This is a genomic window from Streptomyces sp. NPDC018031 (assembly GCF_044327625.1).
Classification (GTDB): domain Bacteria; phylum Actinomycetota; class Actinomycetes; order Streptomycetales; family Streptomycetaceae; genus Streptomyces.
In genome coordinates, this window is sequence record NZ_JBIRFT010000001.1 from 1,431,336 (window position 1) to 1,452,473 (window position 21,138).

Below are 21,138 nucleotides of genomic sequence, written 5' to 3' on the forward strand. Positions count from 1 at the left end.
CGGCCGTCGCCGCATGCCCGGTGGCCCCGGTTCTCCCCGCGCGTCCGGCATCCCTCGCCGTCGCCGCACCCGGCATCCCTCGCCTGCGCTGCCCCGGGCCCGGGGGCGGTGCCGGGGAGCGGCGCCGGGCAGCCCCGGGCGCGCGGGGCGGACACCGGCGCCCGCCCGCGCGGCGCGGGGCGCGGCGGTGGCGCGGACCCACCCGTCCGCCCCGGCCGGGGCCGGTGCCGGACGGCGCCCCCGGCCGTAGGCTGAAGGTATGTACGCGCGACGGCGCCACACCTATTTCGTACTGATGGGAGTGTGTCTGGCGCTCTTCATCACGGCCTGGGCCGTGGTGCGGCTGTGGTCGGTACCAGTGGCCGTCGGGATGTGCGTCGTCGCCATGGTCATCCCCCCGTTCGCCGCGATCGTCGCCAACCGGCGGGGGCCGGACGACCGGTGGTGGGACGAGACCGGCGACCGGCAGTCGGACGAGTGGTGGCGCGAGATCGACCGCCGCGAGCCGCGCTGAACGGCGCCCACCCGGCCCCGCGCGCCGGAACACCACGCCGGAGCACGGCGCCACACCGCGCCGGAACACCCCACGGGAACGTCGCACCGGTCCGCACCGACGGCCGCCGCGCACGACGGCCGGACCAGCACGAAAGCCGGGCCTGAACGAAGGCCGGACCAGCACGAAGACCGGGCCCGCACGAAGACCGGGCCCGCACGACGGTGGGGCGGACCCGGAATGCCCGTGCCACGCCCGGCCGCGGCCCACCGGCCGGCGCCACGCCCGTCCGGGGCCCACCGGCCGGCGCCCCGCCATCCGAGCCCGCCGGCCCGTGCCACGCCCGTCCGGGCCGCCGGCGGCGCCCCCTCAGTAGACGAGGGCCTGCACGCCGTCCGGCATGATCTCGCTCACGAAGACCTGCGCCCCGGCGATCCGGGCGCCCTCGATCAGATCCTTCTCCTCGATCCCGCGGCGCGCCGCGCACTGCGTGCACACCGTGACGGTGCCGCCCGCCAGGATGCCGTCGAGCAGCTCCGGCAGCGGGGCCGCGTGCGGCAGCTCGAACTCCGCCGCCCGCCCCGGCAGCGCGAACCAGGTGGACTCCCCGGTCAGCCACAGCGAGACCTCGACCCCGCTGGCCGCGGCCACCGCCGCCACCGTGAACGCCTGCGAGCACCGCTCGGGCGCGTCGGCGCCCGCCGTCACCTTGATCACCAGCTTCTTGGCCATGTCGGCACTGTAGTGCGCGGCGCGCCCGCCTCCTGCCGCGCACCTCACAGCACCGGCGCGCGGACCGCCCACTAGACTTGGCCACGGTCCGTAAAACCCTCACTCCGTCCGAGGAGCGCGCTCGTGCTTGAGGCAGTCTTCACCACCCTGCTGGTCCTGGTCGCCGTCGCTGTCGTCGCTTTCGCCGGGCTGACCTGGAAGAAGCTGTACCAGGGCCAGCGCTGACTCCCCTCCCGCCCCTCTCCACAGATCGCCTGATTCCATGATCGAGATCCCGTCCGACCTCCACCCGGACCTCGTGCCCCTCGCCTTCCTCCTCGGGAACTGGGCGGGCGCCGGCGTCGCCGACTTCCCCGGCTCGGAGAAGTGCAACTTCGGACAGGAAGTCACCTTCAGCCATGACGGCCGGGACTTCCTGGAGTACGTCTCCCGCAGCTGGGTGCTCGACAGCGAGGGCAAGAAGGTCCGCCCGCTGGAGTCCGAGTCCGGCTACTGGCGCATCGACAAGGACCGCAAGGTCGAGATCGTGATGGTCCGCGACCAGGGCGTGGTCGAGGTCTGGTACGGCGAGCTGGCCGAGGGCAAGCCGCAGATCGACGTCGTCACCGACGCGGTCGCGCGCACCGCCGCCTCCGGGCCCTACTCCGGCGGCAAGCGACTGTACGGCTACGTCAAGGGCGACCTGATGTGGGTCGGCGAGAAGGCCACCCCCGAGGTGCCGCTCCGCCCCTACATGTCGGCGCACCTGAAGAAGGCGGTGACCCCGGAAGAGGTCGCGGCCTGGGCCAAGGACCTCGGCGACCTCCCGGACGACGGGATCGCGTTCTTCCGCTAGACCCGGTTCCAGCAGCACCTTCTCCACCCGCCCCGCAGGGGAAGTCCGGTCGAAATCCGGCGCTGACCCGCAACTGTGGGCGTCCCGCGAGGGACGCGAGCCAGATCACCTGCGGCGGCGGTCGTTCCTGACAACTCGCCGTGGACTGCGAGGGGATCCGCCACCGGCGCTGTGCCCGCACAGCCCGCCCCGGGCGCCCTTTCCCGTAGGTACGAAACGGCCCGAGGCGAAGGCGACCCGCCCGTGGCAGCCACCACCAGGACCGCACCCGACACCGAGACCGCCGGCCCGCGCGCACCCGGCGCACCGCTGCGGCTGCCGCTCCCCCCGCTGGTCGGCGCGGGCTGCGCCGCCCTGCTGATATCCCTGGTCTGCGGGGCCGGCCTGGGCTCGGCCGGCATCGGCTGGCCCGAGGTGCTGCGCTATCTGCGCGCCGGGCTCACCGGCTCGGCCATCGAGCGGCACGAGGTCGCCGCCTACACCATCGTCTGGGAACTGCGCTTCCCGCGCGCCGTGCTCGCCGCGGTCGTCGGCGCCGGGCTGTCGGCGGTGGGGGTGGCGGTGCAGGCGATGGTCCGCAACGCGCTCGCCGACCCCTTCGTCCTGGGCATCTCCTCCGGAGCCGCGGTCGGCGCCAACGCCGTCCTGCTCTTCGGCGCCTTCACCGGCCTCGGCATCTGGGCCCTGTCGGCCTCCGCGTTCGTCTCCGCGCTCGCCGCCATGGCCCTGGTCTACGCCGCGGCCCGCACCCCGCAGGGGCTCACCCCGCTGCGCCTGGTCCTCACCGGCACCGCCATGTACTACGGCTTCTCGGCGATCACCACCCTGATGGTGTTCAGCGCCGACCGCGGCGAGGCCGCCCGTGCCGCGATGATGTGGCTGCTGGGCAGCCTCAGCGGAGCGGGCTGGCCCTCGGTACCGATCGCGGCCGCCGCCGTCGCCGCCGGACTCGGCTACCTGGCGCTGGCCGCCCGCCGGCTCAACGCGCTCGCCATGGGCGACGAGACCGCCGCCGCGCTCGGCGTGGACGCCCGGCGGCTGCGCACCGAACTGTTCGTGGTGACCGCCGCCGTCACCGGCGCGGTGGTGGCGGTCAGCGGGGCGATCGGGTTCGTCGGACTGATGGTCCCGCACATCACCCGGATGCTCGTCGGCGCGGACCACCGCCGGGTGCTGGCGGTCGCCCCGCTGCTCGGCGCGGTCCTGCTGGTCTGGGTCGACATCCTGTCCCGGGTGCTGCTGGCACCCGTCGAACTCCCGGTCGGCGTGATCACCGCCGTCATCGGCGTGCCGTGCTTCGTGCTGCTGATGCGCCGCCGCGGCCACCACCTCGGAGGTGCCTGATGCGGCTCGACATCGAGAACGTGACCGTGGACGTCGCCGGGGCCCGGCTGGTGGACGACCTCACCCTGCGGGCGGACAGCGGGGCGCTGGTCGGCCTCGTCGGCCCCAACGGCAGCGGCAAGTCCACCCTGCTGCGCTGCGTCTACCGCGCCCTGCGCCCCACCGCCGGCGCGATCCGGCTGGACGGCACGGACCTGCGCACCCTGAGCGCGCGGGACGGCGCCCGGCGGCTGGCCGCACTCCCCCAGGAATCCACCGGGGAGTTCGGCTTCACCGCCGCGGAAGTGGTCGCCATGGGCCGGCTGCCGCACCAGAGCGCCGCCGGCCGCACCAGCGCGACCGACCGGGAACTGTGCACGGCGGCGCTGGCCCGGGTCGGCGCCGCCCACCTCGCCGACCGGAACTTCCACACCCTCTCCGGCGGCGAGAAGCAGCGGGTGCTGATCGCCCGGGCGCTCGCCCAGCAGCCCGCCGTCCTCGTCCTGGACGAGCCCACCAACCACCTGGACATCGCCCAGCAGCTGGAGGTGCTGGCGCTGGTGCGGGACGCCGGGCTGACCGTGCTGGCCGCCCTCCACGACCTCAACCTCGCCGCCGTCCACTGCGACCGCCTGTACGTCGTCGCGGGCGGCCGGATCGTCGCCTCCGGCACCCCGCACGACGTCCTCACCCCGGAGCTGCTCGCCGACGTCTTCGGCGTGCGCGCGCACCGGGTGCGGCACCCGGAGACCGGCGCGGTGCAACTCCTCTTCGACCGGCTGCCGGCCACCGCCCCCTGAGGCCCCGGTCCCACCCCCGGGACCGGGTCCGGGACCGGGTTCCGGGACCGGGACCGGGACCGGGACCGACGCGCACCACCCCGCCCCGCCCCACTCCACCCGCGCTGTGCCTCCCCCACCCACCCGCGCTGCGTCTCTCCCGCCCACCCGCCCTGTGCCTCCCCCACCCACCCGCGCTGCGTCTCTCCCGCCCACCCGCGCTGTGCCTCTCCCGCCCACCCACCCTGTGCCTCCCCCACCCACCCGCGCTGCGTCTCCCCCGCCCACCCGCGCTGCGTCTCCCCCGCCCACCCGCGCTGTGCCTCTCCCACCCACCCGCCCTGTGCCTCCCCGTACCTCCCCCACCCACCCTGTGAGGTCCCCATGCACGCCCGTTCCCGCACGCCCGCCCTGCTCCTCGTCGCTGCCCTGGCCCTGGCCGGGTGCGGGGCCGAGGTCAAGGACGACGAGACCACCGCCGGGAAGCACGACCGGTCCGGCCACTACCCGGTCACCGTCGAGAACTGCGGCGTCGAGACCACCTACGCGGAGATGCCGCGGCGCGTGGTCACCAACGACGTCGGCATCACCGAGATCATGTTCGCCCTCGGTCTGGAGGACCGGATGGCCGGGTTCGTGACGCCCGACGACAAGGGCGACCTGGCCGGGGTGCCCTGGAAGGACGGCTACGACAAGGTCCGGTGGCTGTCGAAGAAGGAGATCAACAAGGAGATGGTGCTGGACGCCCGGGCCGACCTGGTCTTCGCCGGCTGGAACTACGGCTTCGGCGAGGACGACGGGTTCACCCCGGCCGCCCTGGAGAAGCTCGGCATCGGCAGTTACGTCCTCACCGAGTCCTGCCGCAACGGCCGGGGCTCGGCACGCGGCGTGATGCCGCCGCTGGACGCGCTCTACACCGACCTGACGAACCTCGGGAAGATCTTCGACGTGGAGGACCGGGCCGCGAAGCTGGTGCGCACCTTCCGGGCCCAGGTCGCCGAGGCCCGGGCCGAGGCCCCCCGCGGCGCCGACCGGCCCACGGTGTTCCTCTACGACGACGGCCGGGACAAGCCGTTCACCTCCGGCCGGTTCGCCGCACCGCACGACATCATCACCAAGGCCGGCGGCGACCACATCATGAAGGACCTCGACGACTCGTGGACCACCGTCGGCTGGGAGACCGTCGTCGAACGCGACCCCGACGTCATCGTGATCAACGACTACGGGGACACCGGCGCCGAGCAGAAGCGGAAGTTCCTGGAGAGCTACCCGCCGCTGCGCGACGTGTCCGCCGTGAAGCACGGCCGGATCTTCGTCCTGGACTACGCCGACCTGGTGGAGAGCCCGCGCAACCCGGCGGCCGTCGCCGCCCTGGCCGGCTATCTGCGCGAGGTGGCCGACGAGCGGCGCGACGCGGGCGGCAACCGATCCCACTGACCGTGCCTACACTGGGCCCGTGGCGACCACCGACTGGAAGACCGACCTCCGACAGCGCGGCTACCGCCTGACGCCCCAGCGCCAGCTGGTGCTGGAGGCCGTCGACCGCCTCGAACACGCCACCCCCGACGACATCCTCACCGAGGTGCGCCGGACCGCCAGCGGCGTCAACATCTCCACCGTCTACCGCACCCTGGAGCTGCTGGAGGAGCTGGGCCTGGTCAGCCACGCGCACCTCGGACACGGCGCCCCGACCTACCACCTCGCCGACCGCCACCACCACATCCACCTGGTGTGCCGGGACTGCACGGACGTGATCGAGGCGGACCTGTCGGTGGCCGAGTCGTTCACCCGGAAGCTGCGCGAGGAGTTCGGCTTCGACACCGACCTCAAGCACTTCGCGATCTTCGGGCGGTGTACCCGGTGCGCCCGCGGCGAAGGCGCCCCGGCCCCCGCCGAGGGCGCCGCCGGCCGAGGCCCGTCCGCCACCTCCTGAGCCGCCCCGGCCCGGGCCCGCGCCCCGCGGTGGCCCCGGCCCGGCCCGCTCGGCGGGCCACCGCACGGACCGCACGACGTAGGCTGGCCCGCATGAAGAGCCCTTTGCTGTCGCTGCCCGGCGCCGTCCCCGGCGAGGGCCCCGACGAAGGCGTCGCCGCCCACTACGGCGACCTGTTCCGAGAGCAGCGCGCGCTCGCCGACGGCACCGGATTCGTGGACCTGTCGCACCGCGGCGTGGTCACCGTGACCGGCCAGGACCGGCTCAGCTGGCTGCACCTGCTGCTCACCCAGCACGTCAGCGACCTGCCCCCGGGGCAGGCCACCGAGGCGCTGATCCTCTCCCCGCACGGCCACATCGAGCACGCGCTGTACCTGGTGGACGACGGCGAGACCACCTGGGCGCACGTGGAGCCCGGCACCCAGGAGGCCCTGCTCGCCTACCTGGAGAGCATGAAGTTCTTCTACCGGGTGGAGACGGCGGACGCCACGGACGCCTACGCGGTGGTCCACCTGCCGGCCGGCAGCATCACCGCGGTTCCGCCGGACGCGGTGGCCCGCGAAACGGCGTACGGGCGCGACCTGTTCCTGCCCCGCGCCCGGCTGGAGGAGTTCGCCGCCGAGGCCGGCCCGGCGATCGGCCTGCTGGCGTACGAGGCGCTGCGGGTCGAGGCGCACCGGCCGCGGCTGGGCATGGAGACCGACCACCGGACCATCCCGCACGAGCTGGGCTGGATCGGCACCGCGGTCCACCTGCAGAAGGGCTGCTACCGGGGCCAGGAGACGGTCGCCCGGGTGCAGAACCTCGGCAAGCCGCCGCGCCGCCTGGTCTTCCTCCACCTGGACGGCAGCGAGGTGAAGCTGCCCGGACACGGCGCTCCGGTGCGGCTGGCGTCGGAAGGCGTGGAAGGGCGCCAACTGGGCTTCGTCACCACCTCGGCGCGCCACCACGAACTGGGCCCGATCGCCCTCGCCCTGGTGAAGCGGAACGTGCCGCTCGACGCCGGGCTGATCGCCGACGGCACGGCGGCGGCCCAGGAGGCCGTGGTCGAGCCCTGAGCGGGATCCCGGCCGGGGGCTGAGCAGCCGGTCGTCACCGAGTCCTGAACCGGGTCGCGGCCGGGCCCTGAGGCCCGGTCGCGGCCGAGTCCTGGACGGGCTCGCGCCCGGGGCCTGAACGCGGCCGCGGCCCGGCGGGCGCCGATGGAGCCGCGGCCGGGCGGGCGCCCAGCCGGGTCCGCCGGGCCGCCCCGGCCGGCGGACCTCGGCGTACCGCGCGCCGCGCCGCCCGGCTACACCTCGACGAGGACGGTGAACGGGCCGTTGTTGGTGAGCGAGACCTTCATGTCCGCCCCGAACCGGCCCGTCTCCACCGGCGCGCCCAGCTCCCGCAGCCGCGCCACCACCTCGTCCACCAGCGGCTCCGCCACCTCCCCGGGGGCCGCCGCGTTCCAGGTGGGCCGGCGCCCCTTCCGGGCGTCGCCGTAGAGCGTGAACTGGCTGATCACCAGGAGCGGCGCCCCCAGGTCGGAGCAGGACTTCTCGCCCTCCAGGATGCGCAGCGACCACAGCTTGCGGGCCAGCTGCGCGGCCTTGGCGGGGGTGTCGTCATGGGTGACGCCGACCAGCACGCACAGCCCCTGGCCGACGATCTCGCCCACCGTCTCCCCGTCGACCACGACGGAGGCACCGTTCACTCTCTGTACCACAGCACGCATGCCGACAATCATGCCGTGCGTCCATCCGGGGCGGATCCGCCGCACTGCCACTCCCGCGTGGGACCCGAAATGGCACGATGCGGGGAACCCAGTGCGTTATGTGGACAGTGCGGCGCCACGCCGTGCACCGAGGGGACGGACACGCATGAGCACACTCGGCACCGGACACCCGCCCGGGCCCGCAACTCCCATCCGCGCCAAGGGACGCGAGATGCGCACCGCGCTGCCCGGCGCGGGCCGGACGGAGGCGGCCCCGCGGCCGGAGATCCCCCGGCCGGGCACCGCATGCCACGACGGGGGCCGGCCGGACCGCGCGCCACTGGGCCGCCTCCGGCTGGCCGAGCTACGCGAGCTGCGCCGCGACTCGCAGCGCGAGGAGGCCGACCTGAGCTACGTACGGCGGCTCCTGCAGGGCCGGATCGACATCCTCCGGGCCGAACTGGGGCACCGCTCGGCCCCCGCCGGGCCGGTCGTCGACCGGCTGCCGCAGATCCTCGCCGACGAGCCGCCGCGGCAGCGCGGTTCGGCCCGCCATGTGACGCTCGGCACCCCGCACGGCGAGGAGTACCGGCGGCTGGCCGAGTCGATGCTCGCCGAGGTGGAGCTGTCCGACCTGCGGGCCCGCACCGACGAGGAGCTGCACGGCGCGATGGGGCGGCTGCAGGGCTACGAGCGGCAGGTCTCCCGGCGCCGCCAGGAGCTCCAGCAGACCGCGGACGGTTGCGGTGCCGAGATCGCCCGCAGGTACCGTGAGGGAGAAGCACAAGTAGACGACCTGCTCGCCTGAACGGCCCGCTCACCGGCGCCGGCCCCGGGGCGCGGCGGGTCCCGCACGCCCCGCACCCCGGAAGGCCGACGATGACCTCCTCCTCCACCGCCATACGCCCGGTCCTCGCCGAGGTCGTACGTTCCGGCTTCGTCGAGGGCCACCACCGGGGCTCGCTGGTGGTGCTGGCGGCGGACGGCGGTGTGGAGCGCGCCCTCGGCGACGTCGACGCCCCGGTCTTCCCCCGGTCCAGCAACAAGCCGATGCAGGCCGCGGCCGTGCTGCGGGCCGGTCTGGAACTGTCCGGGGAGCGGCTGGCACTGGCCGCCGCGAGCCACTCCGGGGAGCCGTTCCACCTCGACCTGGTCGAGCGGATGCTGGCCGAGTACCGGCTGCCGGCGGACGCCCTGCAGACCCCGCCCGACCTGCCGCTGGACCCGGAGGAGGCGGAGCGCTACCTGGCGGCCGGACGGACCCGCGACCGGATCACCATGAACTGCTCCGGCAAGCACACCGCGATGCTCGCCGTCTGCGTCCGCAACGGCTGGCCGCTGGAGAGCTACCTCGACCCCGGCCACCCGCTCCAGCAGCTGATCCACACGGTGGTGGAGGAGGCCGGCGGCGAGCGGGTCGGGCACGTCGGCACCGACGGCTGCGGCGCCCCGCTGATGGCGCTGTCGCTCACCGGCCTGGCCCGCGCCTACCGGTCCTTCGTGCTGGCCGCGCCGGGCACCGCCGAGCGGCGGGTGGCGGACGCGATGCGCGCCCACCCCGAGTACGTGGCTGGCACCCGCCGCCCCGACACCTGGCTGATGCGCGAGGTGCCCGGCGCCCTGTCGAAGATGGGCGCGGAGGCGGTCCAGGCGGTCGCGCTGCCCGACGGCCGGGCCCTGGCGTTCAAGATCGACGACGGTGGGCTGCGGGCGCTGGGTCCGGTGCTGGCCCGCGCCCTGGAACAGCTGGGGATCTCCGCCCCGGTGCTGGCCCGGATCGGTGACGCGCCGCTGCTGGGCGGCGGGGTCCGGGTCGGCGAGGTGCGGGCCGCGTTCTGAGCCGGCCCGGTCCGGGCGGCCCGCTCCGGGCCGCCCGGACCGGGCCGCCCGGACCGGGGGCGAAAACCCGGTGCGCCGGAGGCCGTGGGGCACCTAGCGTGGGCCCATGGGCCTCGACATCCGGACGATCGAAGAATCCGACCTGCACGACTGGACCCTGGCGCTGCGCACCGGCTTCCTGCGGCCGCCGACGGTCAGCGACGAGGAGATCGGGTTCCGCCGGACCGGCTTCGTCCCGGAACGCACCCAAGGGGCCTTCGACACCGACACCGGACGCTGCGTCGCCACCTTCCGCAGCTTCGCCCAGCAGGTCACCGCGGTCGGTGGCGCCCCGGTGCCGGCCGACGCCATCAGCAACGTCACCGTCTCCCCCACCCACCGCCGCCGCGGCCTGCTCAGCCGGATGATGGAACGCGACCTGCGGGCCGCCAAGGAGCGCGGCGAGGTGGTCGCCACCCTGATCGCCGCCGAGTACCCGATCTACGGACGGTACGGCTTCGGCCCGGCCACCTGGATCACCGAGTGGCAGGTGGACGTCGCCCGCAGCGGCCTCGACCCGCGCTACTCCGGCCCCGCGGACGGTGGCCGCACCGACCTGATCGACGCCGAGGCGGTACGGACCCTGGGGCCCGAGCTGCACGAGCGGCTGCGCGCCACCCGGCACGGCGTGATCGACCGGGACGAGCGGTGGTGGCAGGCGAACACCGGGATGTTCCCCGTCCCCGGCGACCCGTGGACCGAGCCGTTCCACGTCGTCCACCGCGCACCGGACGGCACCGTGGAGGGGCTGCTCACCTACACCGTGAACAGCAACTGGGAGGCCAAGCTCCCCGCCAACACCGCCACCGTGGTCGATCTGACGGCCGTCACCCCGGCCGCCGAACGGGCCCTGTGGTACTACCTGATGTCGGTCGACTGGGTCAGCAGGGTCAACTCCGGTCACCGGGCGCCGGACGACCTGCTGCCGCTGCTGCTGCCCGACCCGCGGGCGGCCAGGGTCACCGCGCACGCCGACTTCCTGTGGGTCCGTCCGCTGGACGTGACCCGCATGCTGGAGGCGCGTACCTACCCCGGCGAGGGCTCCCTGGTGCTCCAGCTGGACGACCCGGCCGGCCTGACCGAGGGCCGCTACCTGCTGGAGGCCGGACCGGACGGGGCGAGCTGCACGCCCACCACCACCCGGTCGGCCGATCTGTACCTGAGCGCGGCCGAGTTGGGCGCGCTCTGGCTGGGTGACGAGTCGGCGGTGCGGCTCGCCGCGCTGGGCCGGGTCTCGGAGGAGCAGGCGGGTGCGGCGGCCCGCGCGGACGCGCTGCTGCGCACCTCGCGGCGCCCCTGGTGCCCGGACATCTTCTGACCGGCGTCCCCCGGCCGCGTCCGGCCGGCGGGCCCGGGCGGGCACCGGCCGGCGGGCCCGGGCTGGTTCCGGCCGGCTCGGACCCGGTCCCGGATCACCCCGTGGGCAGCCGGCGCGGGCCGCTGCCCCGCTTCACCCCTTGAGCAGCCGGCGCGGGCCGCTGCCCTGCTCCCCGAGCCGGTCGTAGGGGTTCGCCAGCGCGCAGTTGGAGATCGACAGGCAGCCGCAGCCGATGCAGTCGCTGAGGTGGTCCCGCAGGTTCTCCAACTGCTCGATGCGTTCGGTCAGGTCCTTGCGCCAGCACTCGGAGATCCGGGCCCAGTCCTCCTTGGTCAGCACGTGGTCGTCGGGGAAGAGCGCGAGGACCTCCCGGATCTGCGCCAGCGGCATCCCCACCCGCTGCGAGGCCCGCACGAAGGCCACCCGGCGGAGCATGTCCCGGGTGTAGCGGCGCTGGTTCCCGCTGGTCCGACGGCTGTGGATGAGCCCTTCCCGCTCGTAGAAGCGGAGCGCGGAGGCCGGGACGCCGCTGCGCTCGGAGAGTTCGCCGACCGTCAGCTCATGAGTCTTCCAGGTGAGTTTGGACATGTGCCGACGATAGCTTGACTTCAACCTTGCTTTAAGTCCGATGCTCTTCCCATGAACACCGACACCACCGCCACCGCTCCCGCCTCCACCACCGACGCCCTCCGGCTCGCCGTCATCGTCGGCAGCACCCGCGACGGCCGCTTCGGACCGACCGTCGCCGACTGGTTCGCCGAGCGCGCCCGGATCCACGGCGACCTGGAGGTCGACGTCGTCGACCTGGCCGAGACCCCCCTGCCCGACCGGCTCAGCGGCCGCCCCGGCCCGGAGGCCGCGGCCGCCCTGGAAGCCGTCAGCCCGCGCCTGGCCGCCGCCGACGCCTTCGTGGTCATCACCCCCGAGTACAACCACAGCTACCCGGCCTCGCTGAAGAACGCCATCGACTGGCACTTCACGGAGTGGCAGGCCAAGCCCGTCGGCTTCGTCTCCTACGGCGGGCTCTCCGGCGGCCTGCGCGCGGTGGAGCATCTGCGCCCGGTCTTCTCCGAGTTGCACGCCGTCACCGTCCGCGAGACGGTCAGCTTCCACACCGCCTGGGAACGGTTCGGGACGGACGGTCAGCCGCTGGAGGCGGACGCCGCCAACGGCGCCGCGAAGACCCTGCTCGACCAGCTCACCTGGTTCGGCAGGGCGCTGCGCACCGCCCGCGCCACCCACCCCTACGGCTCCTGACCCCGGAGTGCGCGCGGCCCCGCCGCGCCGCCCCGGAAACCCCGTACCCGGCGGTCCGGCCCGGGCCCGGCCGGGACGGCCCCGCCGGACGCGGGGTCTCAGGCCGGACGCGGGGCCTCAGGCCGGGACCGGCGCCTGGAGGCCGGCGGCGCAGCAGTCCGGCAGCGGACGGCGGGCGACCTCGGCGGCCTCGTCGGCCGCGACGCCCAGCATGCGCAGCAGCAGTTCCGCCATCTGCTCGCAGAGGTCGTCCGGGGCCCCCGGGCCGGCGGCGAACCCACCGGCCGCCCCGGCCATCTGCGCCATGGCCACCGCCCCGGGCACGCCGGCCATCCCGGGCACCCCGTAGGCCGCGGGGAGCGCGGCCGGAGTGGTGCCGGGCAGCGCGGCCGGAGTGGTGCCGGGCCGCCCGTCCGCCCCGGCGCCGGACATCCGCAGCTCCAGCAGCCCGAGCAGGCACCCGGCCACCCCGGCCAGCGCCACCTGGGGGTCCGCGACCCGGAAGCGCCCGGCGGCCACCCCCCGTTCGATGACGCACAGGGCCCGCGGCGGCATCGCGTCGCCGACCCGCATGGACACCGGGCCGGTCCGCAGCAGGATGCGCGCGACCTGCGGGTGGGTGTCCGCCAGCCGGCCGGTGAGACGGACGCCCACCGCGAACACCTCGGCGGGGTCGCCGAGGTGGGCGGTGCGCTCGTCCAGCAGCGCGCCGTACTCCTCCATGGCGTCGGCCACCGCCGCCTCGAACAGCTCGGCCTTGCTGCCGAAGTGGTTGTAGAAGGAGCCGAAGCCGACGTCCGCGCGGTTGGTGATCTGCTGGATGCTCACGTCCGCGGGACCCTGGTCGGACAGGATGGACCGGGCCGCCGCGATCAGCGCCCCCCGCGTACGCGCCCTTCTGCGGTCGGTACGGGTCGGGCCGGTCCCGCGCACCTTGGCCTCGCCGGGCGGATTTCCTGGATCGTGCACCGCATGTGCCCCCGTCATTCCGTGCTGTGCTCCAGCTCACCCTACTGTCATCAGGTCATACAGGTGACAACGTTGGCAGATACCGGCCACGTAGGACGAATGCCACGAACAACCACAATCTCTGGGAGCAACGGGCGAGATGTGGGGAAAACCCCGCCCCCTTCGTACAACCTTTCGCCCCGCATCCGGTGTCCTCGTCACGCAAGTCCACCGGCAAGTGGTGGGCTGACAGGGGATGGGAAAGCTCCATGACGCAACACCGGATATCCCGGCGTGCCCGCGGCACGCTGGCCGCCGCGCTCGCCACGGGCCTGCTGGCACCGCTGGTCACCCTCGCCGGGGCGCAGCCCGCCGCGGCCGCCGGTGCGGCCGTGACCTGCACCTCGGGCAAGGCCGGACTGGCCGACAAGCTCGAAAGGGACATCACGGCGGCCCTCCGCGGCAAGACCGCCACCACCGCCGTCTCGCTCCGCGACCACACCACCAAGACCGTCTGCACCCTCCGCCCCGACCAGGCCTTCGACTCGGCGAGCGTGGTGAAGGTGACCGTGCTGGCCACCCTGCTGTGGGACGCCAAGAAGCACAACCGCTATCTGACCCAGCGCGAGTCCGACCTCGCCACCGCCATGATCACCAAGTCCGACAACGCGGCCACCACCGCGCTGTGGAAGCAGCTCGGCATGACGAAGATCAAGGGGTTCCTGGCGGCCGCGAAGATGACCCGGACCGTGCCCGGAGCCGACGGCTACTGGGGCCTCACCCGGATCAACGCGCGTGACGAGCAGCGTCTGATGGACCTGCTGACCGCGCCGAACACCGTGCTCAGCCCCAACGCGCGCGCCTACATCCTGAAGTTGATGAACAAGGTGGTCAGCTCCCAGCGCTGGGGCACCCCCGCCGGGGCGCCCGCCACCGCCCGGATCCAGGTGAAGAACGGCTGGCTGTCCCGCTCCACGCACGGCTGGCGGGTGCACAGCGTGGGTGCCTTCACCGGCAACGGCCACGACTACAGCATCACCGTCCTCACCCATGACAACCGCACCATGAACGACGGCGTGGCGACCATCCAGGCCGTGGCCCGGGTGATCCACAAGGACCTCGCCCCGTCCGCCCCGGCGGCCACCCGCTACACGCCGACCGCCACGCCGCGCGAGGCACTCCCGGCGGTCCCGCGCGCGTAGCGCCTCTCCGGCCTCTACGGCCTCTCCGGCCCATCGGCCCGTCGGCCCGTCGGCCCATCGGCCCATCGGCCCATCGGCCCATCGGCCCATCGGCCCATCGGCCCATCGGCCCATCGGCCCATCGGCCCATCGGCCCATCGGCCCGGGGCACCCCGACGGGCGCCCCGGGCCGTTCGTGCTCCCGCCCGACCCGGGGCACCGGCTCGGGGCCTCGGACCCGGCGGTTCCGGTCAGGGGTCCGGCCCGGCGGCTCCGGCCCGGCGGTTCGGCCCGGGCCCTCCGGCATGAGGGTTCCGGCACGCGGCCTCCGGCCCGGTGGTTCCGGGCCGGGGGTCGGCCCCGTGGTTCCGGGCCGGGGGTCGGCCGGGGGCGGCCAGGGTCACGGCGCCCCGCTGCCGACGGTCACTCGTCCGGGTGCTCCCGGAGGTCACCGCGCCGACCGGCCGCGCCCGGTCGTTATCCCGGACGCCGCGCGTGCGGCGCGACGAGAGGACCTGGCGATGACGGTGACGGCGACGAGGACCGCGCGGCCCGGCGGCGGGGACGGGCGCGGCAGGCACGGCAGGCCCGCGAGGACGGCGGCCAGAGCCGGGCGGTGGCTGTGCGCCGGGGCGCTCGGCGGCGCGCTGCTGACCGGCCTCCTCACGTTCGGGCTGCCCGGCTCGACCGGCGCCCAGGCCACCGCCCCGAAGGGCCCGCGAGTGGTCGCCGGCCCGGTGAGCGCCCCGGACGCGCCGTCGGTGGCGAAGTGCCCGCGCGACACCCGGGTCGTCAACGGCGGCTATGTGAGCCATGGCTTCCGCACCACCGGCAGCCGGACCAACGACTACGTGGTCCGTAACGCGCCACTGGCCGACGGTCGGGGCTGGCAGGCGAAACAGGTCGCCGGGCGGATCCAGGCGTTCGCGGTGTGCGTCACCCCGGACTGAGCCCGCCCGGCACCCCGGCCCCGGCGGGCACGCCCTGCGGCACCCCCGGCGAACGGCCGCCCACCGACGCGGACCCCGCCCGCCGGAGCGAACACCGTCCACCGGCGCGGTCGACGCCCGCAGACGCGGTCGGCACCCCGCCGGCGCCGGCCCTCGGCCCTCGGCCCCCCAAGCCACCGGGGCCCGTTCACCCGGCGTCCGGACCGGCCTCCGCACCGGCCTCCGGGGTGCCCGGCAGCGCCAGGCACAGCGCCTCCAGCGCGGCGCCGAAGCCGTGCTCGGGCGGCGTTCCGTACCCGATGACCAGCCCGTCCCGGGGCGGCATGGTGCTGCCGGGGTGGCGGAAGGCGCCCAGTCCGGCCACCGCCAGCCCCAGCCGCCGGGCGGCACGCAGCGCGGCAGGCTCGGTGCCCGGCGGCAGTTCGAGCACCGCGTGCAGGCCGGCGGCGATCCCGCTGACCCGGACCTGCGGCGCCTGTTCGGCGAGGGTGGACACCAGCAGGTCGCGCCGCCGCCGGTAGCGGCGGCGCATCCCGCGCAGATGACGGTCGTAGGCGCCGCAACCGATGAAGTCGGCGAGGGTGAGCTGGTCGGTCGCCCCGGTCCACAGCTCCCGCTCGCCCTTGGCCGCGAGGAGGTCGCCGACCAGCCGGTCCGGGACCGCCATCCAGCCCAGGCGCAGCGCGGGCGACAGACTCTTGCTGGTGGAACCGAGGTAGACCACCCGCTCCGGATCCAGCCCCTGGACGGCGCCGACCGGCTCCCGGTCGTAGCGGAACTCCCCGTCGTAGTCGTCCTCCAGCACCAGCCCGCCGGTGGCGCGCGCCCAGTCGATGACGGCGGCCCGCCGTTCGGGGTGGAGCGGCCCGCCGGTGGGGAACTGGTGCGCCGGGGTCAGCAGCACGGATCCGGCGCCGGTGGCGGGCAGTTCGCCGACCGCCGCCCCGCCGGCGTCCACCGGCAGCGGCACGGTGTCCCGCCCGGCCTGCTCCAGCAGCGAACGGTGGAAGTGCAGCCCGTACGCCTCCACCGCGACCGAGCCGTCCAGCACCGTGCCGAGCAGCCGGAGCGCGTGGGCGAACCCGGCGCAGACGATGATGCGGTGCGGCGCGGTGCGCACCCCCCGGGCCCGGGCCAGGTACTCGGTGAGCGCGGTCCGCAGCTCGATGCGGCCCCGCGGGTCCCCCACGCCGAACGCGTCGGCCGGAGCGGCGTTCAGCGCCCGGCGCGCGGAGGTGAGCCAGGCCGCCCGGGGGAACGCGGAGGCGTCCGGGGAACTGGGCATCAGATCGTGGCCGGGGCGGCGGACCGGTGGGGTGGAGCGGCGCGCCCGGTCCGGCGCCAGCGGGGTGCTGCGCCGGGCGACCCGGGTCCCGGAGCCCTGCCGGGCGGTCAGCCAGCCCTCGGCGACCAGTTCGGCGTAAGCCTCCGCGGCGGTGTTGCGCGCGATGCCGAGATCGGCGGCGAGGGTCCGGTAGGCGGGCAGCCGGGTACCCGGGGCCAGCCGTCCGGAGGCGACGGCCTCGCGCAGCGCGCGCATCAGCTGTTCACGGCGGGTGCCATCGCCACCGAGCTCCAGGTGGAGGTCGGCGCCGGCGCCCGGATCGACCCGTGCCCCGGCCGGCGGACCGGCCTCCGGACCCGCCTCCGGCCCCGGCCGCGCTCCGTCGGTCGGGTGCCGGGCCACCCGCGGTGCCGGCTCGGCCGCCGGGGCGTCCCCGGGGCGTGTGTCCGGTGGCCCGGCCGGTGAATTGACCCATCGATTCGGCATGAAAATGCACCCTACCCGGGGTCCAACCCAGCCCTAGAGTCATGGGTATGACGAACATCGAGATCCCCCAGCGCATGGACTTCGCCTCCGTCGCCCCGCAGGTCTTCAAGGCGGTCCTCGCGCTGGACGCCGCCGCCCGCGAGGGCATCGACCCGACGCTGCTGGAGCTGGTGCAGATCCGCGCCTCCCAGATCAACCGCTGCGCGTACTGCATCGAGTACCACACCGGCGACGCCCGCCGGGCCGGCGAGACCGAGGACCGGATCTACCAGCTCAGCGCCTGGGAGGAGGCCAGTCTGTACACCGCGCGGGAACGGGCCGCGCTGGCCCTCACCGAGGCCGTGACCCGGCTCCCGGACGGCGTCCCGGACGCGGTGTACGACCAGGCCGCCGAGCACTTCACCGAGCGGGAGCTGGCCCAGCTGATCGCGCTGATCCTCACGGTCAACACCTGGAACCGGATGAACGTGACCACCCGGAAGACCCCGGGCACCCGCTGACCGGAGCGCTCGGTACCGGCGGCGGCCCCGCCCACGCTCCCCGCACCGGTCGTGGCCACCGGGCCACCGGGACACCGGTCCGCCGGGACACCGGTCCGCCGGGACACCGGTCCGCCGGGACACCGGTCCGCCGGGACACCGGTCCGCCGGGACACCGGGCCACCGGGCCACCGGTCCACTGGTCCACCGGGACACCGGTCAGGACGGCGGCGCGGCGGCCCAGTCGATCGCGTAGTACCGCACCCGCTCGTCCTCGCCGGCCGGCCGCATCCCGGCCGCCGCCATGACCCGCTGGGAGGCGGTGTTGTCGTGGTCGGTGTCGCCCGTCACCCGTCGCACGCCGGCGGCCCGGGCGAACTCCAGCAGCCCGCGCAGCGCCTCGGTGGCGTAGCCCCGGCCGCGCACCGAGGGGATCAGCGCGTAGCCGATGACGGTGGTACCGGCCGCGTCCGGCGGCCGGTTGAAGCCCAGACCGCCGATCGCCCGGCCGTCCTCCCGGCGGCGGATCTCGTAGGTGCCGAAGGGCTGCGGGTTCCCCGGCCCCGCGCAGGCGGTGAGGAAGTCCCGGGCTCCCTTGACGTCGTACACGTCCGGGTATCCCGGGGCCCATCGGTCGGTGTCTCCGGGCAGGCCGGCCACCACCCGCTCCGCCTCGGCGACGGTCATCGGATGGAGTATCAGCCGCTCGGTCACAAGGTCGTCCATAACCGCCCTGGGTAGCACGGCGGTCGGGTCCGGAGCACCCGAATTGCCGGGCCGGAGTGGGCGACACCGGCGGCGGCTCCGCTACCCGTCCGCGCCGGGCGACGGCCCGCCGGCCGGGGCCGGCCAGTTCTCCAGCAGGTGGTGGAGTGCGTCCACGATCCGGTCCCAGGACGCCTGCACGTCCCGCGGATCCCCGAACCCGCCGCCCGCCTCCAGGCTGACGAAACCGTGGAAGGTGCTGCGCAGCAGGCGGACCGCGTCGGTCAGATCCGGTTCGGTCAGCCGGTAGGAGCGGAGCATCGCGTAGCTGATGGCGACCGCCCGCCGGAACCCCGCGGACGCGGCGGCGATCTCCGGATCGAGCCGGATCTGGGTGGCCGCGTACCGGCCGGGGTGCTCCAGCGCGTACGCCCGGTACGCCCCGGCGAACGCGACCAGGGCGTCCCTGCCCGCCCGGCCGGCCACCGCGTCCGCGATCCGCGCGGTCTTCTCGTCCGCGGCCAGCAGCGCGATCCGGGTGCGCAGGTCCGACACGTTCCTGACGTGCGCGTACAGGCTCGGGTCCTTCACCCCGAACCGGCGGGCAAGCGCCGACACGGTGATGTTGTCGAACCCGACCTCGTCGGCCAGTTCCGCCGCCGCCCGCACCACCCGGTCAGTCGTGAGCCCCGCACGTCCCATCGGCCACCTCCACCACTCGTCCCCGCATCCCGGCCTCTCCCGGGCTCTCCCGGGCTCTCCCGGGCTCTCCCGGGCTCTCCCGGAACGGTTTCCTAGACCCCTTAACCAATTGCCTAATCTACACAGGCACGGTTAGCGTCGCCGGTATGAAGGCAGCAAGTGAGCAGGACATCCGCGGGTCTTTCATCAACTGTTCCAAGGGCGAGGCGAAGCGCCTCGCGGTACCGCGGGACCTCGACGAACGCCCCTGGGACCAGCTGGACTTCCTGGGCTGGCGCGACCCCGGCGCACCCGACCGCAGCTACCTGGTGGCGGAGCGCGAGGGCCGGCTGGTGGGCGTCGCCCTCCGGTTCCCCGCCAAGCAACGCGGCTTCCTCCACCGCAGCATGTGTTCCCTGTGCCTCACCACGCACCCCGGCAACGGGGTCTCGCTGATGACCGCGCGCCGGACCGGCGCGGCCGGCCGGCAGGGCAACTCGGTCGGCGAGTACATGTGCAGCGACCTCGCCTGCTCGCTGTACGTCCGCGGCCGCAAGACCCCGGAGGCGGGGGGACGCCTGGAGGAGTCCCTGTCCACCGAGGAGCAGATAGCCCGCACCCGGGCCCACCTCTTCGCCTTCCTCGACAAGATCGACGGCTGAACCGCGGCCCGGCAGGCGGGGGCGGGGGACCGACCGGCGCCCGCGAACCGACGGGCCGCGGACGGGCGGCGGGCGGCCCGGCGGCCCCGAGCCGACGGGCCGGACGGCGACCGGGAGCCCGCGGCGGACCGGCGACCGGGAGCCGACGGCCCGCGACGGACAGGCGGCCGGAAACCGGCGGACCGTGGCGGACGGGCGGGACGGAGCCGGCGGACCGGCCACGACCCCCGGCCGGGCGCCGCGACGATACGGAAGTACGCACCGCCGCGGGCACCCGGCACCGCTACGGCACCAGGCACCGGCACCCGCACCCGGCACCCGGCACCCGGCGGACTCAGCCCCCGGCGCGCAGCGGGCCGAAGAACGCCCGCAGTTCCCGGATGACCTGCGCGGGCTCCTCGTGCGCCATGAAGTGGCCACCGCGTCCCGGCGTGCTCCAGTGGCGCAGGTCGCCGCAGAGCCGTTCGGCGAGGCTGCGCGGGAAGCCCGCCATGGCCGGCTCATGGCTGAGGGTCACCGCGGCGGGCACCGAGATGTGCGGGACCGGCTTGTTCAGGTGGTAGTCGTAGTACTGCCGGAAGGACGAGCCGATGGTGCCGGTGGCCCAGTACAGCGTCGCCACCGTCAGGATGTCGTCCTTGCTCCAGCGCCGCTCCAGGTCGCCGTCGCAGTCGCTCCAGGCCCGGTACTTGTCGACGATCCAGGAGACGAGCCCGGCCGGCGAGTCCATCAGGGCGGCGGCGACGGTGTCCGGCCGGGTGCACATCATCTCGCTGTACCCCCCGTCGTCCAGGTCGTAGGCGCTGAGCGCGTCGAGGAACGCCCGCTCCTCCTCGGTCGCCGGCGACTCGCCGAAGTCGGGGTTCACCACGGCCGAGGTGATGTGCACCCCGGCCACCGAACCGGGGTACGCGGACCCCAGCCACTGGGTCACCCCGCCCCCGATGTCCCCGCCGAACGCCCCGAACCGCTCGTACCCGAGGGTGGAGGTCATCAGCTCGTGCCAGATCCCGGCGACCCCGCGGCGGGTGAACGGGCCGGCCGGCAGCGCCGAGTACAGGAAGCCCGGGAGCGAGGGGATGACCACGTCGAACGCGTCGGCGGGGTCGCCCCCGTACGCGGCCGGGTCGGCCAGCGGCCCGGCGACGGACAGCATCTCCACGAAGCTGCTCGGCCAGCCGTGGGTCAGCACCAGCGGCAGCGGCGCCGGCGCGCCCTCGGCCCGCTTCCCCCGCAGGTGGACGAAGTGCACCGGCCGCCCCGCGACCTCGGCGACGAAGTGCGGGTAGGCGTTGAGCGCCGCCTCCGCCCGGCGCCAGTCGAAGCCGTCCGCCCAGTAGGCGACGAGCTCCCGCAGGTAGTCCGGGTCGGTCCCGGCCGCCCAGCGGTCGGGGTCGGACGCGGTGGTGAACCGGGTCCGGGTGAGGCGGGCGCGCAGGTCGTGCAGAACGTCATCGGATACGGAGATCCGGAAAGGGGTGATCGTCATGTTTCCTTCGTTCAGGAGTGCTCGGTGG

Annotated in this window: 23 protein-coding genes and 1 riboswitch; of the genes, 15 read left to right on the forward strand and 8 right to left on the reverse strand. The window is 74.8% G+C overall.

Translation table 11 applies throughout. The features are described 5' to 3' along the window. Nucleotides 1–259: 259 nt before the first annotated feature. Nucleotides 260–514, forward strand: a complete 255-nt coding sequence (locus tag ACH4B3_RS06120) for a DUF3099 domain-containing protein (RefSeq protein WP_398461479.1) — start codon at nt 260–262, stop codon at nt 512–514. Nucleotides 515–862: 348 nt separating this feature from the next. On the opposite strand, the gene ACH4B3_RS06125 is transcribed toward ACH4B3_RS06120, so the two are convergent. Next, entirely contained in the window at nt 863–1,225 is a 363-nt protein-coding gene (locus ACH4B3_RS06125) for a DsrE family protein (protein ID WP_398461480.1), read from the reverse strand. Nucleotides 1,226–1,487: 262 nt separating this feature from the next. On the opposite strand from ACH4B3_RS06125, the gene ACH4B3_RS06130 reads away from it, so the two are divergent. The 6 genes from ACH4B3_RS06130 (at nt 1,488) to ACH4B3_RS06155 (ending at nt 7,153) form a co-directional block, all read left to right on the forward strand. Next, the gene (locus tag ACH4B3_RS06130) at nt 1,488–2,060 is read left to right on the forward strand and encodes an FABP family protein (protein ID WP_398461481.1); all 573 of its coding nucleotides are present in this window, start codon (nt 1,488–1,490) and stop codon (nt 2,058–2,060) included. Continuing rightward, nucleotides 2,053–2,192: riboswitch (cobalamin riboswitch) on the forward strand. It overlaps the preceding gene by 8 nt. Nucleotides 2,193–2,369: 177 nt before the next feature. Next, nucleotides 2,370–3,404, forward strand: coding sequence for a FecCD family ABC transporter permease (locus ACH4B3_RS06135; protein ID WP_398461599.1), 1,035 nt, complete (start codon nt 2,370–2,372; stop codon nt 3,402–3,404). Then, a complete protein-coding gene (locus ACH4B3_RS06140; protein WP_398461482.1) occupies nt 3,404–4,183 on the forward strand; it encodes an ABC transporter ATP-binding protein in 780 nt (259 codons plus the stop codon). Before ACH4B3_RS06135 ends, ACH4B3_RS06140 begins: the two co-directional genes overlap by 1 nt. 363 nt (nt 4,184–4,546) lie before the next feature. Next, complete coding sequence (locus ACH4B3_RS06145; protein ID WP_398461483.1) at nt 4,547–5,599, forward strand: ABC transporter substrate-binding protein; 1,053 nt, start codon at nt 4,547–4,549, stop codon at nt 5,597–5,599. 19 nt (nt 5,600–5,618) lie between these two features. Beyond that, nucleotides 5,619–6,095: a Fur family transcriptional regulator gene (locus ACH4B3_RS06150; protein ID WP_398461484.1), complete on the forward strand. Its 477-nt coding sequence runs from the start codon at nt 5,619–5,621 to the stop codon at nt 6,093–6,095. 92 nt (nt 6,096–6,187) lie between these two features. Further along, complete coding sequence (locus ACH4B3_RS06155) at nt 6,188–7,153, forward strand: YgfZ/GcvT domain-containing protein (RefSeq protein ID WP_398461485.1); 966 nt, start codon at nt 6,188–6,190, stop codon at nt 7,151–7,153. Between the two features lie 233 nt (nt 7,154–7,386). Here ACH4B3_RS06155 and dtd read toward each other — a convergent pair whose 3' ends face one another. Then, nucleotides 7,387–7,812, reverse strand: coding sequence for a D-aminoacyl-tRNA deacylase (dtd, locus tag ACH4B3_RS06160; protein WP_398461486.1), 426 nt, complete (start codon nt 7,810–7,812; stop codon nt 7,387–7,389). 145 nt (nt 7,813–7,957) lie between these two features. Between dtd and ACH4B3_RS06165 the strand changes: the two genes are divergently transcribed. From ACH4B3_RS06165 to ACH4B3_RS06175, 3 genes are all read left to right on the forward strand, one after another. After that, nucleotides 7,958–8,599, forward strand: coding sequence for an ABC transporter substrate-binding protein (locus tag ACH4B3_RS06165; RefSeq protein ID WP_398461487.1), 642 nt, complete (start codon nt 7,958–7,960; stop codon nt 8,597–8,599). A gap of 71 nt (nt 8,600–8,670) precedes the next feature. Then, nucleotides 8,671–9,630 (forward strand): asparaginase, encoded by a 960-nt coding sequence (locus tag ACH4B3_RS06170; protein ID WP_398461488.1) that lies wholly within the window; start codon nt 8,671–8,673, stop codon nt 9,628–9,630. A gap of 106 nt (nt 9,631–9,736) precedes the next feature. Continuing rightward, the gene (locus ACH4B3_RS06175) at nt 9,737–10,987 is read left to right on the forward strand and encodes a GNAT family N-acetyltransferase (RefSeq protein WP_398461489.1); all 1,251 of its coding nucleotides are present in this window, start codon (nt 9,737–9,739) and stop codon (nt 10,985–10,987) included. Between the two features lie 132 nt (nt 10,988–11,119). Here the strand turns inward: ACH4B3_RS06175 and soxR are convergent, their stop codons facing one another. Continuing rightward, nucleotides 11,120–11,575 carry a redox-sensitive transcriptional activator SoxR gene (gene soxR, locus ACH4B3_RS06180; protein ID WP_398461490.1) on the reverse strand — a complete coding sequence of 152 codons (456 nt, stop codon included), beginning with the start codon at nt 11,573–11,575 and terminating at the stop codon, nt 11,120–11,122. Between the two features lie 51 nt (nt 11,576–11,626). Between soxR and ACH4B3_RS06185 the strand changes: the two genes are divergently transcribed. Beyond that, nucleotides 11,627–12,244: an NADPH-dependent FMN reductase gene (locus ACH4B3_RS06185; protein ID WP_398461491.1), complete on the forward strand. Its 618-nt coding sequence runs from the start codon at nt 11,627–11,629 to the stop codon at nt 12,242–12,244. A 117-nt stretch (nt 12,245–12,361) separates the two neighbouring features. On the opposite strand, the gene ACH4B3_RS06190 is transcribed toward ACH4B3_RS06185, so the two are convergent. Then, on the reverse strand, nt 12,362–13,231 hold the full coding sequence (locus ACH4B3_RS06190; protein WP_398461492.1) for a TetR/AcrR family transcriptional regulator: 870 nt from the start codon (nt 13,229–13,231) through the stop codon (nt 12,362–12,364). Nucleotides 13,232–13,461: 230 nt separating this feature from the next. On the opposite strand from ACH4B3_RS06190, the gene ACH4B3_RS06195 reads away from it, so the two are divergent. Together ACH4B3_RS06195 and ACH4B3_RS06200 are read left to right on the forward strand one after the other, a co-directional pair. Further along, nucleotides 13,462–14,394 (forward strand): serine hydrolase, encoded by a 933-nt coding sequence (locus ACH4B3_RS06195; RefSeq protein WP_398461493.1) that lies wholly within the window; start codon nt 13,462–13,464, stop codon nt 14,392–14,394. A gap of 500 nt (nt 14,395–14,894) precedes the next feature. After that, complete coding sequence (locus ACH4B3_RS06200) at nt 14,895–15,323, forward strand: hypothetical protein (RefSeq protein WP_398461494.1); 429 nt, start codon at nt 14,895–14,897, stop codon at nt 15,321–15,323. A gap of 187 nt (nt 15,324–15,510) precedes the next feature. Here the strand turns inward: ACH4B3_RS06200 and ACH4B3_RS06205 are convergent, their stop codons facing one another. Next, the gene (locus tag ACH4B3_RS06205) at nt 15,511–17,094 is read right to left on the reverse strand and encodes a PLP-dependent aminotransferase family protein (RefSeq protein WP_398461495.1); all 1,584 of its coding nucleotides are present in this window, start codon (nt 17,092–17,094) and stop codon (nt 15,511–15,513) included. A 47-nt stretch (nt 17,095–17,141) separates the two neighbouring features. Between ACH4B3_RS06205 and ACH4B3_RS06210 the strand changes: the two genes are divergently transcribed. After that, the gene (locus ACH4B3_RS06210) at nt 17,142–17,594 is read left to right on the forward strand and encodes a carboxymuconolactone decarboxylase family protein (protein ID WP_398461496.1); all 453 of its coding nucleotides are present in this window, start codon (nt 17,142–17,144) and stop codon (nt 17,592–17,594) included. A gap of 198 nt (nt 17,595–17,792) precedes the next feature. Here ACH4B3_RS06210 and ACH4B3_RS06215 read toward each other — a convergent pair whose 3' ends face one another. Together ACH4B3_RS06215 and ACH4B3_RS06220 are read right to left on the reverse strand one after the other, a co-directional pair. Beyond that, the gene (locus ACH4B3_RS06215; protein WP_398461497.1) at nt 17,793–18,299 is read right to left on the reverse strand and encodes a GNAT family N-acetyltransferase; all 507 of its coding nucleotides are present in this window, start codon (nt 18,297–18,299) and stop codon (nt 17,793–17,795) included. A gap of 81 nt (nt 18,300–18,380) precedes the next feature. Further along, entirely contained in the window at nt 18,381–18,980 is a 600-nt protein-coding gene (locus ACH4B3_RS06220; protein WP_398461498.1) for a TetR/AcrR family transcriptional regulator, read from the reverse strand. Nucleotides 18,981–19,126: 146 nt separating this feature from the next. Here ACH4B3_RS06220 and ACH4B3_RS06225 point away from each other — a divergent pair, with 146 nt between their 5' ends. Next, on the forward strand, nt 19,127–19,621 hold the full coding sequence (locus ACH4B3_RS06225; RefSeq protein ID WP_398461499.1) for an FBP domain-containing protein: 495 nt from the start codon (nt 19,127–19,129) through the stop codon (nt 19,619–19,621). 334 nt (nt 19,622–19,955) lie between these two features. On the opposite strand, the gene ACH4B3_RS06230 is transcribed toward ACH4B3_RS06225, so the two are convergent. Continuing rightward, nucleotides 19,956–21,110, reverse strand: a complete 1,155-nt coding sequence (locus ACH4B3_RS06230; protein WP_398461500.1) for an epoxide hydrolase family protein — start codon at nt 21,108–21,110, stop codon at nt 19,956–19,958. Between the last annotated feature and the right edge of the window lie 28 nt (nt 21,111–21,138).

Bases quoted from the DNA above. Each gene is read 5' to 3' on its own strand.
- ACH4B3_RS06120 (WP_398461479.1), top strand. From the start codon at position 260: ATGTACGCGCGACGGCGCCACACCTATTTCGTACTGATGGGAGTGTGT.
- ACH4B3_RS06125 (WP_398461480.1), bottom strand. From the start codon at position 1,225: ATGGCCAAGAAGCTGGTGATCAAGGTGACGGCGGGCGCCGACGCGCCC.
- ACH4B3_RS06130 (WP_398461481.1), top strand. From the start codon at position 1,488: ATGATCGAGATCCCGTCCGACCTCCACCCGGACCTCGTGCCCCTCGCC.
- ACH4B3_RS06140 (WP_398461482.1), top strand. From the start codon at position 3,404: ATGCGGCTCGACATCGAGAACGTGACCGTGGACGTCGCCGGGGCCCGG.
- ACH4B3_RS06145 (WP_398461483.1), top strand. From the start codon at position 4,547: ATGCACGCCCGTTCCCGCACGCCCGCCCTGCTCCTCGTCGCTGCCCTG.
- ACH4B3_RS06155 (WP_398461485.1), top strand. From the start codon at position 6,188: ATGAAGAGCCCTTTGCTGTCGCTGCCCGGCGCCGTCCCCGGCGAGGGC.
- dtd (WP_398461486.1), bottom strand. From the start codon at position 7,812: ATGCGTGCTGTGGTACAGAGAGTGAACGGTGCCTCCGTCGTGGTCGAC.
- ACH4B3_RS06165 (WP_398461487.1), top strand. From the start codon at position 7,958: ATGAGCACACTCGGCACCGGACACCCGCCCGGGCCCGCAACTCCCATC.
- ACH4B3_RS06170 (WP_398461488.1), top strand. From the start codon at position 8,671: ATGACCTCCTCCTCCACCGCCATACGCCCGGTCCTCGCCGAGGTCGTA.
- ACH4B3_RS06175 (WP_398461489.1), top strand. From the start codon at position 9,737: ATGGGCCTCGACATCCGGACGATCGAAGAATCCGACCTGCACGACTGG.
- soxR (WP_398461490.1), bottom strand. From the start codon at position 11,575: ATGTCCAAACTCACCTGGAAGACTCATGAGCTGACGGTCGGCGAACTC.
- ACH4B3_RS06185 (WP_398461491.1), top strand. From the start codon at position 11,627: ATGAACACCGACACCACCGCCACCGCTCCCGCCTCCACCACCGACGCC.
- ACH4B3_RS06190 (WP_398461492.1), bottom strand. From the start codon at position 13,231: ATGACGGGGGCACATGCGGTGCACGATCCAGGAAATCCGCCCGGCGAG.
- ACH4B3_RS06195 (WP_398461493.1), top strand. From the start codon at position 13,462: ATGACGCAACACCGGATATCCCGGCGTGCCCGCGGCACGCTGGCCGCC.
- ACH4B3_RS06200 (WP_398461494.1), top strand. From the start codon at position 14,895: ATGACGGTGACGGCGACGAGGACCGCGCGGCCCGGCGGCGGGGACGGG.
- ACH4B3_RS06205 (WP_398461495.1), bottom strand. From the start codon at position 17,094: ATGCCGAATCGATGGGTCAATTCACCGGCCGGGCCACCGGACACACGC.
- ACH4B3_RS06210 (WP_398461496.1), top strand. From the start codon at position 17,142: ATGACGAACATCGAGATCCCCCAGCGCATGGACTTCGCCTCCGTCGCC.
- ACH4B3_RS06215 (WP_398461497.1), bottom strand. From the start codon at position 18,299: ATGGACGACCTTGTGACCGAGCGGCTGATACTCCATCCGATGACCGTC.
- ACH4B3_RS06220 (WP_398461498.1), bottom strand. From the start codon at position 18,980: ATGGGACGTGCGGGGCTCACGACTGACCGGGTGGTGCGGGCGGCGGCG.
- ACH4B3_RS06225 (WP_398461499.1), top strand. From the start codon at position 19,127: ATGAAGGCAGCAAGTGAGCAGGACATCCGCGGGTCTTTCATCAACTGT.
- ACH4B3_RS06230 (WP_398461500.1), bottom strand. From the start codon at position 21,110: ATGACGATCACCCCTTTCCGGATCTCCGTATCCGATGACGTTCTGCAC.